This window comes from Oceanibium sediminis, from assembly GCF_003265325.1.
Lineage (GTDB): Bacteria > Pseudomonadota > Alphaproteobacteria > Rhodobacterales > Rhodobacteraceae > Halovulum > Halovulum sediminis.
Window position 1 is genome coordinate 18854 of the sequence record NZ_QGNX01000004.1, and the last position, 15234, is coordinate 34087.

13 protein-coding genes are annotated in these 15234 nt (G+C 68.1%); 11 read left to right on the forward strand and 2 right to left on the reverse strand.

The window, feature by feature from the left end; translation table 11 throughout:
* Nucleotides 1–63: 63 nt before the first annotated feature.
* The 3 genes from DJ029_RS11265 to trpE all read left to right on the forward strand — a co-directional run bounded on the left by DJ029_RS11265 (nt 64) and on the right by trpE (nt 4732).
* Complete coding sequence (locus DJ029_RS11265) at nt 64–1248, forward strand: aminotransferase (RefSeq protein ID WP_112322577.1); 1185 nt, start codon at nt 64–66, stop codon at nt 1246–1248.
* Between the two features lie 83 nt (nt 1249–1331).
* Nucleotides 1332–3218: a SurA N-terminal domain-containing protein gene (locus DJ029_RS11270; protein WP_112322578.1), complete on the forward strand. Its 1887-nt coding sequence runs from the start codon at nt 1332–1334 to the stop codon at nt 3216–3218.
* Nucleotides 3218–4732 (forward strand): anthranilate synthase component I, encoded by a 1515-nt coding sequence (trpE, locus tag DJ029_RS11275; RefSeq protein WP_112322579.1) that lies wholly within the window; start codon nt 3218–3220, stop codon nt 4730–4732. The genes DJ029_RS11270 and trpE overlap by 1 nt, the downstream gene beginning before the upstream one ends.
* Before the next feature lie 30 nt (nt 4733–4762).
* Here trpE and DJ029_RS11280 read toward each other — a convergent pair whose 3' ends face one another.
* Nucleotides 4763–5986, reverse strand: a complete 1224-nt coding sequence (locus tag DJ029_RS11280) for a divergent polysaccharide deacetylase family protein (RefSeq protein WP_157966349.1) — start codon at nt 5984–5986, stop codon at nt 4763–4765.
* Nucleotides 5987–6128: 142 nt separating this feature from the next.
* On the opposite strand from DJ029_RS11280, the gene DJ029_RS11285 reads away from it, so the two are divergent.
* The 7 genes from DJ029_RS11285 to lexA all read left to right on the forward strand — a co-directional run bounded on the left by DJ029_RS11285 (nt 6129) and on the right by lexA (nt 11654).
* The gene (locus DJ029_RS11285) at nt 6129–6710 is read left to right on the forward strand and encodes an anthranilate synthase component II (protein WP_112322581.1); all 582 of its coding nucleotides are present in this window, start codon (nt 6129–6131) and stop codon (nt 6708–6710) included.
* On the forward strand, nt 6707–7729 hold the full coding sequence (trpD, locus tag DJ029_RS11290) for an anthranilate phosphoribosyltransferase (RefSeq protein ID WP_112322582.1): 1023 nt from the start codon (nt 6707–6709) through the stop codon (nt 7727–7729). Before DJ029_RS11285 ends, trpD begins: the two co-directional genes overlap by 4 nt.
* Nucleotides 7726–8376: a uracil-DNA glycosylase gene (locus tag DJ029_RS11295; protein ID WP_232823053.1), complete on the forward strand. Its 651-nt coding sequence runs from the start codon at nt 7726–7728 to the stop codon at nt 8374–8376. The genes trpD and DJ029_RS11295 overlap by 4 nt, the downstream gene beginning before the upstream one ends.
* Nucleotides 8377–8388: 12 nt before the next feature.
* Nucleotides 8389–9198, forward strand: coding sequence for an indole-3-glycerol phosphate synthase TrpC (trpC, locus tag DJ029_RS11300; RefSeq protein WP_112322584.1), 810 nt, complete (start codon nt 8389–8391; stop codon nt 9196–9198).
* Nucleotides 9195–9674, forward strand: coding sequence for a cyclic pyranopterin monophosphate synthase MoaC (moaC, locus tag DJ029_RS11305; protein WP_112322585.1), 480 nt, complete (start codon nt 9195–9197; stop codon nt 9672–9674). Before trpC ends, moaC begins: the two co-directional genes overlap by 4 nt.
* Nucleotides 9674–10855, forward strand: coding sequence for a molybdopterin molybdotransferase MoeA (locus tag DJ029_RS11310; protein ID WP_112322586.1), 1182 nt, complete (start codon nt 9674–9676; stop codon nt 10853–10855). The genes moaC and DJ029_RS11310 overlap by 1 nt, the downstream gene beginning before the upstream one ends.
* Nucleotides 10856–10982: 127 nt before the next feature.
* Complete coding sequence (gene lexA, locus DJ029_RS11315) at nt 10983–11654, forward strand: transcriptional repressor LexA (RefSeq protein WP_112322587.1); 672 nt, start codon at nt 10983–10985, stop codon at nt 11652–11654.
* Here the strand turns inward: lexA and DJ029_RS11320 are convergent.
* On the reverse strand, nt 11648–13720 hold the full coding sequence (locus tag DJ029_RS11320) for a ComEC/Rec2 family competence protein (protein WP_112322588.1): 2073 nt from the start codon (nt 13718–13720) through the stop codon (nt 11648–11650). The two genes, lexA and DJ029_RS11320, sit on opposite strands and share 7 nt — an antisense overlap.
* 93 nt (nt 13721–13813) lie before the next feature.
* Here DJ029_RS11320 and gltX point away from each other — a divergent pair, with 93 nt between their 5' ends.
* Nucleotides 13814–15217: a glutamate--tRNA ligase gene (gene gltX / locus DJ029_RS11325; protein ID WP_112322589.1), complete on the forward strand. Its 1404-nt coding sequence runs from the start codon at nt 13814–13816 to the stop codon at nt 15215–15217.
* The last annotated feature ends 17 nt before the right edge of the window (nt 15218–15234 follow it).

Genomic DNA, 15234 nt, shown 5'->3' on the forward strand with positions numbered 1-15234 from the left:
GCGCCCTTGCATCCGGACCACGGGTCGATCAAGGATCGGGGCAGTTTTGAGAGGACCCCGACCATGCCTGACACCGCCGCGCAGCTCTCCGCCGTCTTTCCTCCTCCGGTGATGGCGGCGCGCGCCTGGGCCGATGCGCTCGATCCGGCGGCGCGGGCGGACCTGCTGAACGTGTCCCAGGCGGCCCCGGTCGATCCCCCGCCCCTGTCGCTGCGCCAGGAAATGGCCCGCGTGGTGATGGAGCTGCCCGAGGCCCATGTCTACGGGCCCGTCCTGGGCCTGCCGGCGCTGCGCAACGCGATCGCCACGCGCTGGAGTACGCTTTACGGCGGCGCGATCCATCCGGAGGAGGTCGCGATCACCGCCGGCTGCAACGAGGCCTTCGCCGCCGCCATCGCCTCGGTCGCGGATGCGGGGGACGACGTGATCCTGCCCACGCCCTGGTATTTCAATCACAAGATGTGGCTCGACATGTCCGGGGTGGGCACGCGCCTGCTGCCCTGCGGCGCAGGGATGCTGCCCGATGTCGACCAGGCCGAGGCGCTGATCGGCCCGCGCACCCGCGCCATCGTGCTGGTCACGCCGAACAACCCCACGGGGGCGGAATATCCCGACAGCCTGCTCACGGCCTTCGCGGCGCTGGCGCGCAGACGCGGGCTGATGCTGATCGTGGACGAGACCTATCGCGACTTCCATTCCGGGAATGGCGCGCCCCACGGCCTGTTCGCTGAGGACTGGCAGGACGTCCTTATCCACCTCTATTCCTTTTCCAAGGTGTTCCGCCTGACCGGGCACCGGGTGGGCGCGCTGATCGCCCGGCGCGAGCGGCTGGCCCAGGTCGAGAAGTTCCTCGACACCGTCACCATCTGCCCGGCCCAGGTCGGCCAGCATGCCGCGCTTTACGGGTTGGAGCACCTCGGCGACTGGGTGGCCAGCGAACGGAGGGACATCCACGCCCGCCGCGCAGCGGTGGAACAGGGGATCTCAGGGCTCGAGGGGTGGCGCGTGCTCGGCACCGGGGCCTATTTCGCCTACCTGGAGCACCCGTTCGACATTGCGTCCGACGTGCTGGCGCAACGCCTGGTGGCGGAGGCAGGCGTACTGCTGCTGCCGGGAACGATGTTCGCGCCTCCGCTTTCTTCGGGGGGCGATGGCAGCGCCGAGCGGCAGGTGCGCATCGCTTTCGCCAACGCGGATCTGCCCGGGATCGACCAGCTTGTGCGCAGGCTTTCCGGCTTCGCTCCGTGAAGCCCCCTTGCAGCCCTGCGGGCTGGCACCTAAAACCGGCAATCAAACGCGCCGCTGAAAGGCGCAGTACAGGGGTTTAACCGATGCTCAATGCGTTTCGATCGTCCGGCCGTGGCAAGGGCACCAGCGTCATCGTCTGGGGGCTTCTTGGCCTACTCATCGTCGGGCTGACCGGGCTTGGCCTTGGCGGGGCCGTCGCCTCGCTCAGCTCGCAAAGCGTGGCGCGCGTCGGGGATCAGAGCGTCGAGCGCGATCACTTCGTGCGCACCCTGCAACGCCAGATCGCCAGCTTCTCGCAGCAGGTCGGCCAGCCCCTGAGCATGGAGCAGGCCCGTCTGTTCGGCCTTGACCGGCAGGTGCTGAGCCAGCTTGCCATCCAGGCCGCGCTGAACGGCAAGGCCGAGGAACTCGGCCTGTCCGTGGGCGATCGGATCGTCGCGCAGCAGTTGCGCGAAGCCTCGGTCTTTGCCGGCCTGTCCGGGGATTTCGACCCCGAAGCCTATGCCTTCTTTCTTGAGCGCAACGGCCTGACCGCCACCCAGTACGAGAACCAGCTGCGCCGCGACCTGACCCGCACGATCCTGGAAGTCGGCGTCGCCGCGGGAACCGAGATGCCCCCCGTCATGGCAGAACTGATCCTGGCCCATAACGGCGAGCAGCGCGGCTTCACCGTCGCGGCCCTGACCCCCGAGACGGTGACCCTGCCCGAGCCGGCCCCCGAGGAGTCGGTCCTGCGCAGCTTCTACGAAGAGAACCCCGGCAACTACACGATTCCGGAAACCCGCATCGTCACCTACGTCCGCCTCAGCGGCGAGGACCTGCGCGACACCATCGAGGTCACCGAAGACCAGCTGCGCGGCCTCTACGAGTCGCGCGCGGCGGAGTTCAACACTCCTGAACGTCGGGTCGTAGACCTGATCGCCTTCGCCACCATGCAGGATGCCGAGGCCGCTAAAGCCCGGATCGACGCGGGCGAGGAGACATTCGCCGATATCGCCGAGGCGCGCGGCCTCAGCGCAAACGACCTCAGCATCGGCACGGTCAGCGCCGAGGATCTGTCCGGCGCGGCCCGGGACGCGGTGTTCGCCGCCGAGGGCCCCGGTGTCGTCGGCCCGGTCCAGACCGACCTTGGCCCCGGGCTCTACCGGATCAACGCGGTGATCGCCGCGCGAGAGACCAGCTTCGAGCAGGCCAAGGAGCAACTGCGCGACGAATTCGCCCAGGCCGAGGCGGACAGCCTGGTCCTTGACTGGTACGACCCGGTGCAGGACCTGATCGCCTCCGGCGCGACGCTTGAGGAAATCGCGGATGAAACCCCGATGGTTCTGGGCGAAATCGGCCTGACCAACGCCCCCGGCGCGGGGCTTGCGGGCGACATGGCCTTCCGCCAGGACGCCTTCGAGTCCGAGGTGGGGGAAGAGCGGGACGCCATCGAGCTCAGCTCCGGCGGGATCGCGGCGCTGCGCGTCGAGCGGATCGACCCGCCCGTGGTGCAGCCCTACGAGGACGTCGCCGACGCCGTGCTCGCCGACTGGCGCGCGGCGGAAACCCAGCGCCTGCTGGTCGCCCGTGCCGAGGAAATGCAGGCCGCGCTGAACGAGGGCCAGACCATGGCCGCCGTGGCCGGGGACGCCGGGCTGAACTGGATCACCCAGCCCCCCGTGACCCGCGAGGGGCGCGCCAACCCGAACCTTCCCGGCGATATCCTGCAGATCGTCTTCGATCTCGAAGATGGCGGCTCCACCGTCGTGTCCGACTTCGGCCGGGTCTACCTGGTCCAGCTGACGCAGGTGATCCCCGTGGACACCGCCAGCGACGCATACGCGGCCCAGATGGAACAGCTGAGCGCGGCGCTGAACGGCTCGCTCGCCAACGCGATGTTCGATTCCTACGCGCAGCGCGTCACGGACGAGGCCGGTGTGACCGTCAACCAGCAGCTGATCGAAGACACCCTGGCGTTGTACCCCTGATGGAACTCTTCCCGGACTTTGAAACCTTCGAGTCCCGCCACAGCGCGGGACACAACCAGGTTGTCTGGACGCGCCTTGTCGCGGACCTCGACACGCCGGTGTCACTGATGCTGAAGCTCGCGCAGGCACGGGCGGACAGCTTTATGCTGGAATCCGTGACCGGCGGCGAGGTGCGCGGGCGCTACTCCGTCATCGGCATGCGCCCCGACCTGATCTGGCGTTGCCGCGGCACCACGTCCGAGGTGAACCGCGCCGCGCGTTACGACGCGGACGCCTATGAACCCCAGGACTGCGACCCGCTGACCGGCCTGCGCGAGATCATCGCCGAAAGCCGGATCGAGCTTCCCCAGGGCATGCCCCCGATCGCGGCGGGCCTGTTCGGCTACCTCGGGTACGACATGATCCGGCTTGTCGAGAACCTGCCGAACGTGAACCCCGATCCGCTGGGCCTGCCGGACGCGCTGTTCCTGCGCCCCACCGTGATCGTCGTGGTGGATGGCGTGAAGGGCGAGGTGATGGTCGTCAGCCCCGTCTGGGCGGCCGAGGGCCAGTCCCCCCGCGCGGCCTATGCACAGGCGGCGGAGCGGGTGATGGACGCGGTGCGCGACCTCGACCGCCCGGCAGCGGCGGAAACCCGCGATCCAGGCGACATCCGCATCGACGACACGCCGGTGTCCAACACGCCCAAGGACGAGTACCTTGAGATCGTCGAGAAGGCGAAGGAGTACATCCGCGCCGGCGACATCTTCCAGGTGGTGCCCAGCCAGCGATGGGCCCTGCCCTTCGACCTGCCGCCGTTCTCGCTTTATCGCGCGCTGCGGCGCACGAACCCCTCGCCCTACATGTTCTTCTTCAACCACGGCGGCTTCCAGGTCGTCGGCGCCAGCCCGGAGATCCTGGTGAAGGTCAGTGACCGCAAGGTGACCATCCGCCCGATCGCAGGCACCCGGCCCCGTGGCGCGACGCCTGAAGAAGACCGCGCGTTCGAGGCCGACCTGCTGGGCGACCCCAAGGAAATGGCCGAGCACCTGATGCTGCTGGACCTTGGCCGCAACGACGTGGGCCGGGTCGCGAAGATCGGCACGGTGGACCCGAACGAACAGTTCATCATCGAGCATTACAGCCACGTGATGCACATCGTCTCCAACGTCGAAGGGGAGTTGGCGGAGGAACACGACGCCCTGTCGGCGCTGCTGGCCGGTCTGCCCGCGGGCACCGTTTCCGGCGCGCCGAAGGTCCGCGCGATGCAGATCATCGACGAGCTGGAGCGGGAAAAGCGCGGCGTCTACGGCGGCGGCGTGGGCTATTTTTCGGCCAATGGGGACATGGATATCTGCATCGCCCTGCGCACCGGGGTGCTGAAGGACAAGACGCTCTACATCCAGGCGGGGGGCGGCGTCGTCTATGACAGCGACCCCGAGGCGGAGTTCGAGGAAACAGTGAACAAGGCCAAGGCACTGCGCCAGGCGGCGCGCGATGCGGGGCTTTTCGTGGGGCGCGAGGGGCGGAACTGAGGCTTCGGCCCCTCCGCCCCGATCCCTATCCTACTGAAGAACGACTGAGACCGGCGCGATGGTGACATCGCGCGGGCCGGAGCCGAGCAGCCAGGAAAACAGCGTCGTCACCGTGTCCGGGCGCAGGTGGCCGACGACCAGAACGCTGCCGTCGCGGGTCGCGTCGAGCACCGCGCGCTCAAGCGACAGCGCGATATTGGCTGAGCCCGGCTCGGAATCGATGATGCGGTAGATCACCTCGGAAAAGACGCCCTTCTCATCCGCGATCAGCGGCACCGTGTTCAACGCAGAACCGCGATGCGTCAGCAGCCCGTGCCCGGTGATCCGCAGCCCGTCGAGCAGCTCTTCGGCCAGCGCGCGGTCATTTGGCAGGGGGCCGCCGATGGGGTCCAGCACCGCGGTCGCGTTCGGCACCGCTTGCAGGACGCGCGCCAGCAGCGGGGTCACCGCCTCTGGCGGCAGGTTCTCGGTCAGGCCCAACGCTCCGTCACCGGGGATCACCGCGACCACCTCGAACCCTGCGGCCCGATACTGGCGGGCGACGTCCGCCGCGTCGCGCAGGTCCGCGCTGACCCCGAAGGTGACCGGCGCTTCCAGAACGCCCAGCCCACTGCGCAGGTCGGCCGCGCCGCCCTCGTCGATCAGGATGATCGCCATCATCGGCTTCGAGGTGTCGCCATCGAAAGGCACAGCGTTCGTGCTCAGCGCCTCGCCCGGGACCAGCTCGGCGGCGCTGTCGTCCGTTGCGACGCCGCCGATTTCGGGCACCCCGGCGCTTTCGGTGTTCACGCTCGGCGCGGCGCCGGTGTCGCCCGCGCTGACCTGCGGCGCACTGGCGGTGCGGATCGGCGTGCTGTCGGTGTTCGCGCTGAGGCCGGTGCTCTCTCCGCCGCCGAGGGACGGCGCGCCTATGGAGGGCGCTTCGGGGGCGGACAGGGATGCCGCGCCGCCGATCGATGGGCCGCTGTCGCTGCCGCCGTCAGCCGCCATCGGGGCGGTCAGGGCGGCGGGTGCGGCCGCGCTTTCCTGCGCCGGGGCCGCGGGCGCACCGCTACCCCCGGTTTCAGGGGCCGCCGGGGCGGTGCTTGCGTCGGTGTCCGATGCTGCGGGGGCTTCCGGCGCGGCGGGCGCTGTTCGTGGCGCATCCATGCGCGAGACCGGCCCGTCGGGAAGCGGGTTCAACACGGCTACCGCGCCCAGTCCCACAGCCGCGACCGCGCCGCCCAGGATCAGTCCAACCAAAAACCGGATCATTTTCACCCTCCGCCACCGGTCGGGAAAACCGGGGAATGTCTTGCTGCCCTCTTGACCATGCGGGCAGGTGCCGCGCATGTATGTCCCAGCCCGGACTATGGGCGCAGACAGGGCCGATATGCAAGGCGGTGAAGGGTGCAGAATGCTGCTTTTAATCGATAACTACGACAGCTTCACCTATAACTTGGTGCATTACCTCGGCACGCTCGGGGCGGATGTTGTCGTGAAACGCAACGATGCGATCAGCGTACAGGACGCCATGGCGCTGCGCCCGGCGGGGATCGTGCTGTCGCCCGGGCCCTGCGATCCGGACCAGGCCGGCATCTGCCTGGCCCTGACCGCCGCCGCGGCCGAAACGCGCACGCCGCTGCTGGGCGTCTGCCTTGGTCATCAGACCCTTGGCCAGGCCTTCGGCGGCAAGGTGGTGCGCCATTCCGAGATCGTCCACGGCAAGCCGGGGCTGATCCAGCACCGGGGCCAGGGCGTTTTCGCGGGCCTTCCCTCGCCCTTCTCGGCGACGCGCTACCACTCGCTGGTGGTGGAGCGTGACAGCCTTCCGGGCGCGCTGGAAATCACCGCAGAGCTGGAGGACGGCACCATCATGGGCCTGAAACATCGCGAGCTGCCCCTGCAAGGCGTGCAGTTCCACCCCGAATCCATCGCCTCCGAACACGGCCACGCGCTTCTGAAGAATTTCCTCCAGACCGTTCCGGTGCCCGCATGAGCGAGACCCTCAAACCGCTGATCGCCCTGGCCGCCGAACGCCCGCTGACCCGCGTTGAAGCCGAGGCCGCCTTCGATATCCTGATGGAGGGCGACGCGACGCCCGCCCAGATGGGCGGCTTCCTGATGAGCCTGCGCGTGCGCGGCGAAACGGTCGAGGAATACGCCGCTGCCGCCGCCGTGATGCGCCGCAAATGCCTGCCCGTGAAAGCGCCAGAAGGGGCGATGGACATCGTCGGCACCGGGGGCGACGGCAAGGGAACGCTGAACATTTCCACCGCGACGGCCTTCGTCGTGGCCGGCGCCGGGGTCTGCGTGGCCAAGCACGGCAACCGCAACCTCAGCTCGAAATCCGGCGCGGCGGATGCCCTGAGCGAAATGGGCGTCTCCGTCATGGTCGGCCCCGAGGTGGTCGAGCGCGCGCTGAGGGAGGTCGGCATCGCCTTCATGATGGCGCCGATGCACCACCCCGCCATGCGCCAGGTCATGCCGGTGCGCGCCGAACTCGGAACCCGCACGGTGTTCAACATTCTCGGCCCGCTGACCAACCCCGCCGGGGTGAAGCGCCAGCTGACCGGCGCCTTCAGCCGCGAGATGATCCGCCCCATGGCCGAAACGCTTGCCGCGCTTGGCTCCGAGCGCGCCTGGCTGGTGCATGGCGGCGACGGCACGGACGAGATTTCCATCGCCGGGGTCAGCTACCTTGCCGCGCTGGAGGACGGCGTGATCGACATGCGCGAAATCCACCCCGAGGACGCCGGCCTGCCCGTCCACCCGTTCGAGGCGATCGAGGGCGGCACCCCGGCCGAGAACGCCGAAGCCTTCCGCGCCCTGCTCGGCGGTGCGAAGTCCGCCTTTCGCGATGCGGTCGTGCTGAACGCGGCGGCAGCGCTGGTGGTGGCCGGCAAGGCCGCGGACCTGCGCGAGGGCGCGGCGCGCGCGGCGGAAAGCATCGACAGCGGTGCGGCGCGCGGCAAGATCGAGGCGTTGGCGAAACTCACCACCTCAGCGGGATCATGATGCTGGACACCTCGCGCCTGGGCGCCTGGGGCGATCTGCCGTTTTTCGATAATGAATTCAAGGATATCCAAAACCTCCTTGCCTCCGAAGAACGCAATATCCTGCCCCCCGCCGACCGTGTTTTTGCGGCCTTGGAAGCGGCGGAGCCTGACGATGTGCGCGTCGTCCTTTTGGGGCAGGATCCTTATCCGACCGCTGGCCATGCGAACGGCCTTTGCTTTTCGGTGAACGCGACGGTCCGCCCCCTGCCCCGCAGTTTATCGAACATCTTCAAGGAGATGCGCAGCGATCTTGGTGAGGTACCTCCGCATGGCGACCTATCGGACTGGTCGAAGCAGGGTGTCCTGATGCTGAACGCGGCGCTGACCGTGCCCGAGGGCGTTATAGGCGGCCATCTGAAGATCGGCTGGCGCACGCTTGCCGAACAGGTGCTTCACCGCCTGAACGACCGGCCCCGCGCCTTCATCCTGTGGGGGCAGAAGGCGCAGGCCCTTGGCCGCGTTGCGAAAAACCCCGAGCATTTCAAGCTGGAAAGCGCGCATCCCTCGCCCATGTCGGCGCGGCGCGGCTTTTTCGGCTCTCACCCTTTCAGCCGGGTCAACGCCTGGCTGACGCAGCGCGGCGAGCCCGCGATTGCCTGGACGTAGAAGGACAGACCCATGAGCCAGACCGTGCTGGACCGGATCAAGGCCTACAAGCTGGAAGAGATCGCCGCCGCCAAGGCCGAACGCCCGCTGGCCGAGGTGGAAGCCGTCGCGAAGGACGCGCCGCCCGTGCGCGATTTCACCGCTGCCCTGCGCGCCGCCGAAGCGGCCGGGCGCTACGGCCTGATCGCGGAAATCAAGAAAGCCAGCCCCTCCAAGGGCTTGATCCGCCCCGATTTCGACCCGCCCGCGCTGGCGCGCGCCTATCGCGACGGCGGGGCGACATGCCTTTCCGTGCTGACCGACACGCCGTCCTTCCAGGGCAACCCGGATTACCTGCGCGCCGTGCGCGCGGCGGTGGACCTGCCGGTGCTGCGCAAGGATTTCCTCTATGACACCTACCAGGTTGCTGAGGCGCGGGCCTGGGGTGCGGACTGCATCCTGATCATCCTCGCCTCCGTCTCCGACGCGCAGGCGGCAGAGCTTGAGGCGGCGGCGGAAGCCTGGGGCATGGCCAGCCTGATCGAGGTGCACGACGCCGAGGAAATGGCGCGCGCGCACCTCCTGCGCTCGCCCCTACTGGGAATAAACAACCGCAATCTCAAGACCTTCGAGACGTCTCTGGAGACGACGAAGGCGCTGATCCCGCAAGCCCCCAAGGGGCGGCTCATGATCTCCGAAAGCGGGCTGTTCACGCCGGATGACCTGGCCGAGATGTCGCGCGCCGGGGCGAACAGCTTCCTGATCGGCGAAAGCCTGATGCGCCAGGACGACGTCGCCGCCGCCACCGCCCACCTGCTTGCCCGCGAGGAGGTATCCTCATGAGCAAGGGCCTGACCCATTTCGACGCTGCCGGTCACGCGCAGATGGTCGATGTTTCGGACAAGGCGGTGACCCATCGGACCGCGACCGCCAGTTCCACCATCCTGATGGAGCCCGAGACGCTGGCCCTGATCCGCGAGGGGCGCGCCAAGAAGGGCGACGTTCTGTCCGTGGCGCGGCTCGCCGGCATCATGGCAGCCAAGAAGACCCACGACCTGATCCCGCTCTGCCACCCCCTGGCCCTGTCCAAGGTCACGCTGGAGCTTGAGGCACAGGAAGACCCGCCACGGGTGGAGATCACCGCCACCATCAAGACCACCGGCCAGACCGGGGTGGAGATGGAGGCGCTGACCGCCGCCAGCGTCGCCGCGCTGACGGTCTATGACATGGTCAAGGCGGTGGATCGCGGCATGCGGATCACCGACACCCGGCTGACCTTCAAAGACGGCGGTAAATCAGGCCGTTACGAGGCAGAGTAATGCTGTCCGTCGCCGAGGCCCGCGCCCGCATTCTGCGCCTGATCACGCCCACGGACACGGAAACCGTGGCCCTTCAGGCCGGGCTTGGCCGGGTGCTTTCGGCCCCGGTCCATGCGCGGCGCAGCCAGCCGCCCTTTGCCGCCTCGGCCATGGATGGATACGCCGTGCGCCGCGCCGATGCCGCCCCCGGCATGACGCTGCGGGTGATCGGCGAAGCTGCTGCCGGACACCGCTTTACCGGAAAGCTCGATCCGGGCGAAGCGGTGCGGATCTTCACCGGCGCGCCGGTGCCCGAGGGGGCGGACGACATCCTGATCCAGGAAGACGCGATACGTCACGACGACCGCATCACCGTGCGCGAGGGGCGCGACCAGCAGCGCTACATCCGTCCCGCGGGGGGCGATTTTTGCGAAGGCGACGTCTTTCCCGGCCTTGGCCCCCTGACGCCGCGCGACATTGCCCTGCTCGCCGCGATGAACCACGGTCGGCTGGAGGTGCGGCGCAAGCCCGTCGTGTCGCTGATCGCCACCGGCGACGAACTGGTCCTGCCGGGCGAGACACCCGGCCCGGACCAGATCGTCAGCTCCAACAACTTCGGCATTGCCGCGCGGCTGGAGGAACTGGGCGCAAGTCCCCGCCTGCTGCCGATCGCCCGCGACACCCCCGAGCACCTGGCGGCGGTGTTCGAGCGTGCGCTTGACGCGGACCTGATCCTGACACTCGGCGGGGCCTCGGTCGGGGATCACGACCTTGTCGCGCCGACGGGGCAATCCATGGGGCTGACCCTCGACTTTCACAAGATCTCCATGCGCCCCGGAAAACCGCTGATGTCGGGCACCATCGGCGGCGTACCGCTGATCGGCCTGCCCGGCAACCCGGTGTCGGCCATGGTCTGCGCCGAGGTTTTCGTGCGCCCCGCCGTGCGCGCCTTCCTCGGCCTCGATCCGGCGCCGCTGCTGCGCCAGGCGCGTCTTGCCGAGGATATCGGTGCGAACGGCCCGCGCGAGCATTACATGCGCGCCACCCTCAGTGAAACGCCGCAGGGCCCGCAGGTGTCGGTGTTCGACCGCCAGGACAGCTCGCTTTTGGGCGTGCTGGCGGCGGCGAACGCGCTGGCCATTCGCGCCCCCGGCGCCCCGGCGGCCCCTGCGGGGACGCTGATCGATGTGTTGCCACTTTGACCCGGAAAACGAGTTCAGTAATTCAAAGATATGTTGTTCTAATTGACACAAAACAGGAACTTTTGTAGAACGAGCGAGAACGAACCGCCAACCTGTAGTTAGTCAAACGACATAAAGGGCAGAGCGCATGCTGACCAAGAAGCAGCTGGATCTACTGACGTTTATTCACAAGCGCATTCAGCGCGACGGGGTGCCCCCTTCCTTCGACGAGATGAAAGAGGCGCTCGACCTGCGCTCCAAGTCCGGCATCCACCGCCTGATCACGGCGTTGGAGGAACGCGGTTTCGTGCGCCGGCTGGCGCATCGGGCCCGCGCGATCGAGGTGGTGAAGCTGCCCGATTCCATGCTGGACGGGAACGTGACCCCCCTGTCGCGCCCTGCCGCCCCATCCGCCCCCAAGGGGACGAGCGTGGCCGCCATCGAACTGCCCGTGATGGGGCGGATCGCCGCCGGTACGCCGATTGCCGCGATTGAACAGGTGTCCCACCACGTGGCGGTGCCCGGGTCCATGATCGGCGGCACGGCACGGCATTTCGCGCTTGAGGTGAAGGGCGACTCGATGATCGACGCCGGGATCAACAACGGTGATATCGTGGTGATCCGCGAACAGTCCACGGCCGAGAATGGCGACATCGTCGTCGCCCTCGTCGAAGGACAGGAAGCAACGCTGAAGCGGCTGCGCCGCAAGGGCAGCGCCATCGCGCTGGAGGCGGCGAACCCAGCCTATGAAACGCGGCTCTACGGTTCCGACCAGGTGAACGTGCAGGGCAAGCTGGTGGGCCTGATCCGCAGCTACTGACGGGTTTCGGCGCCGGTGCGGGTCCAGGGCCTGTCACCGGTGGCTTCCCTTGCGCTCAGCGGTTGAAGTCTGTGCTTGGGCCAGAAGGCAAGCGCGCCGGTGACGGCGAGCGTGGCCGGGTCGTGATACTGGCATTCGCCTGAAGGCGGCTTGGCGATTCTGGCAGAGATCAGAATGATGTTGGGCCCGCACTCCGCTTCAGGCTCCGTCCCGTCCGGAAAATCGCTCCAGATCAGGGACGCTCCCCCCGGCAGGTCCACGCGCATCAGGTCCTTGGATGGTTCCGGGCGCCGCGCGGCGGCGGCTTTCTGGCTGGCGGTGTCGCCGTCGTTCTCCAACCAGACCCGTGCCGCGAATCCCGATCCCCGGGGGCGGTTCAGAACCCGCCCCTCCTCACCCAGAACACCGACGAGCCGGCCCTCGGGGTCGACCAGGATCGTGGGCCGCTCGGTCATGGACCACTGGCCAAGCGCCAACAGGATCAGCGCCGCGCCAAGGCCGCGCAACGGGCCGCGCAGCACTGCCAGCGCCCAACCCCCGGCCCCGAGCGTGGCAAGCGCGACCGCCGGTCCGGCAGGCACCGCGCGGACCGCCCCCTCAAGCCCCGCGACCCAATGCGCCACGGCCAGGATATGCGCAATCCCGAGGTGCATCAGCGCATAGCCCCACCCCTCCAGCCCGAGCGGCAGCAACACGAGCGTCAGCAGCGCCGCCGGCATCACCAGAAGCCCCATCGCCGGCACCGCGAGGATGTTGGCCAGCAGCCCGTAGCGCGGCATCTGGTTGAAATGAAACGCCGAGATCGGCGCGGTGGCCAGCCCCGCCACCAGCGAGGTGAGCGTCAGCCCGAGCAGGAACCGGGCCACGAATCCGAAGGGCCCGCGCAGCCGCGACCAACCCGGCACCCGGCTCAGCGCCATGTAGACCGCGATCAGCGCCGTCGTTGCGGCGAAGGACATCTGGAAACCGGGGCCGAGCAGCACGAAGGGTTGCCAGCACAGGATGATCAGCGCTGCGACCGCGACCGCGCGCAGCGTCAACGCCGGGCGGTCGAGCAGCACCGCCACCAGCACGACGGCGGTCATGATGAAGGCGCGCTGCGTCGCGATACTGGCCCCCGAGAGCATCAGGTAACCCAGTCCCGCAAGCAGCCCGGCTACGGCGGCGATTTTCTTGGTTGGCACCCGCAGCGCCCAGCGGGGCGCCAGCGCCAGTAAAAACCGCACCAGGAAGAACACCGCGCCGGTCAAAAGCCCCATGTGCAGCCCCGAGATCGCCAGCAGATGCGCCAGGTTAGACACCCTCAGGTCGTTCAGGTCCGCAGGGTCGATGGCGAAACGATCCCCGGTCAGGATCGCGGCGGCGAAACCCGCGCTTTCGGGCGGCATCCGGGCGGTGATTTCCCCCGCGACGGCGCGGCGCAGGGCGAAAAGCCATAGGTCCCGCTCCACCGGTTCGGGCGGTGTGGCCAGCACCACGGGCCCACTGGCCGAGCCGATCGCCCCGAGCCCCATGAACCAGGCGTGGCGGCGGAAATCAAAACCCTCGGGCTCAACCGGGGGCGGTGGCGGCGTCAGGCGGGCGCGCAGCATGAGGCGCGCGCCGGGGCGCAGCACTTCGTCCCGGGGCGGGCTTGGCAAGACGATGCGCACCCGCTCCGGCACCAGCTCGGGGCGCATCCCCGGCATCGTCACCCTGTCCAGCAGGATCCGCGCCCGGTTGGAGGCGGAGCGATCCAGCGAGATCAGCCGCCCCGTCACCGGCCCGTAGTACACCTCGGACAACACCGGGGCCGCCATCCGCCCGGCCTGCGCCTTCGCCAAAACCAGCCCAAGCGCGGCGAGAAGCAGCATCACCCCGAGCGGCACGGCGATGACCACCCAGCGCAGCGCCGCGCAAAACAGGGCCGCGCCCAGCAGCAACGCCAGCGGCGCCGTCCAGCCCGGTTCCTGCGTCAGCGCGAAATACGCCCCGATTCCAAGGCTCAACCCGAAAGGCGCCCATAAAAGCAGGGTCCCGCGCTGCGCCTCGACCTGGGCCGCCATCCAATCGATCGCCCGCGCCACTTGTGTCCTTTCGCCGAAATGGCCTAGATACCGCGATGACCTTGCCCCGGCAGGGTTTCCGAAAAGTTAACCGTTATTTGAGAAGAGGGTCCCATGGCCTCCCCCGCACCGGTGGTTACGCGTTTCGCGCCGTCACCGACTGGATTTCTGCATATCGGCGGCGCGCGTACCGCCTTGTTCAACTGGCTTTATGCCCGCGCAAAGGGCGGTCGTTTCCTGCTGCGTATCGAAGATACGGACCGCGCACGCTCCACCCCCGAGGCGACGGAGGCGATCCTGGAAGGCCTGACTTGGCTCGGCCTCGACTGGGAGGGGGAGCCGATCAGCCAGGCGTCCCGTGCCGCGCGCCATGCAGAGGTGGCCGAGCAGATGGTCGCCTCGGGCCACGCCTACCGCTGCTATGCCACGAAGGAAGAGATCGACGCCTTTCGCGAGGCGGAAAAGGCCGCCGGGCGCGCGCCTCTGTTCCGCTCGCCCTGGCGCGACGGCGGCACCCCGCCCGAGGGCGCGGCCCATGTCGTGCGCCTGAAGGCCCCGCAAAGCGGTGAAACCGTGGTCGAGGACCAGGTCCAGGGCAAAGTCACCTGGAAGAACGAGACGCTGGACGACCTGATCCTGCTGCGCTCGGACGGGACGCCGACCTACATGCTGGCCGTGGTGGTGGACGATCATGACATGGGCATCACCCATGTGATCCGCGGCGACGACCACCTGACCAACGCCGCGCGCCAGACGCTGATCTACCAGGGCGCGGGCTGGGATCTGCCGGTGTTCGCCCATATCCCGCTGATTCACGGCCCCGACGGGGCGAAACTGTCCAAGCGCCACGGCGCGCTGGGTGTCGAAGCCTATCGCGACATGGGCTACCTGCCCGAAGCGATGCGCAATTACCTGGCCCGGCTGGGCTGGTCGCACGGCGATGACGAATTCTTTACCACCGAACAGGCGGTCGAATGGTTCGACCTGGGCGGGATCGGCAAGTCCCCGGCCCGGTTCGATTTCAAGAAACTGGAGAACCTTTCCGGCCAGCACATCCGCGCGCTGGATGACGACGGCATGATCGCTGCATTGCGCCAGTTTGCTGCATCGCAACACATGCCCGAATTCACCGCAGAGCAGGAGTCGCAGATGCGCGCCTGCGGCGCTTCCTTGCGCGAGCGCGCGAAGACCTTGCCCGAACTCCTTGGAATGGCACACTTCATTCTGTCGGCCCGCCCGTTCGCGCCGGACGAAAAAGCGTCGAATCAGCTCGATTCAGTATCCCGTGGTATGCTGAAAAGATTGACCACGCGGTTGCAGCATGCTAGCTGGTCGAAGCCCGAGTTGGAGAGCGTGATCAAGGATTTCGCCGAAGGCGAAGGGCTCAAGCTTGGCAAAGTGGCTCAACCGCTGCGCGCCGCCCTGACGGGGCGCACTGTGTCCCCCAGCGTCTTTGACGTGATGGAGGTGATCGGTAAGGCGGAAACCCTGGCCCGGTTGGAGGATACGACAGGCTGACCCGCCCTCAGGGTCAC

Coding starts and splice junctions, on each gene's coding strand:
- DJ029_RS11285 (WP_112322581.1), top strand. CDS start 6,129: ATGCTGCTTTTAATCGATAACTACGACAGCTTCACCTATAACTTGGTG.
- DJ029_RS11295 (WP_232823053.1), top strand. CDS start 7,726: ATGATGCTGGACACCTCGCGCCTGGGCGCCTGGGGCGATCTGCCGTTT.
- gltX (WP_112322589.1), top strand. CDS start 13,814: ATGGCCTCCCCCGCACCGGTGGTTACGCGTTTCGCGCCGTCACCGACT.
- moaC (WP_112322585.1), top strand. CDS start 9,195: ATGAGCAAGGGCCTGACCCATTTCGACGCTGCCGGTCACGCGCAGATG.
- DJ029_RS11270 (WP_112322578.1), top strand. CDS start 1,332: ATGCTCAATGCGTTTCGATCGTCCGGCCGTGGCAAGGGCACCAGCGTC.
- DJ029_RS11265 (WP_112322577.1), top strand. CDS start 64: ATGCCTGACACCGCCGCGCAGCTCTCCGCCGTCTTTCCTCCTCCGGTG.
- lexA (WP_112322587.1), top strand. CDS start 10,983: ATGCTGACCAAGAAGCAGCTGGATCTACTGACGTTTATTCACAAGCGC.
- trpE (WP_112322579.1), top strand. CDS start 3,218: ATGGAACTCTTCCCGGACTTTGAAACCTTCGAGTCCCGCCACAGCGCG.
- DJ029_RS11280 (WP_157966349.1), bottom strand. CDS start 5,986: ATGATCCGGTTTTTGGTTGGACTGATCCTGGGCGGCGCGGTCGCGGCT.
- trpC (WP_112322584.1), top strand. CDS start 8,389: ATGAGCCAGACCGTGCTGGACCGGATCAAGGCCTACAAGCTGGAAGAG.
- DJ029_RS11310 (WP_112322586.1), top strand. CDS start 9,674: ATGCTGTCCGTCGCCGAGGCCCGCGCCCGCATTCTGCGCCTGATCACG.
- trpD (WP_112322582.1), top strand. CDS start 6,707: ATGAGCGAGACCCTCAAACCGCTGATCGCCCTGGCCGCCGAACGCCCG.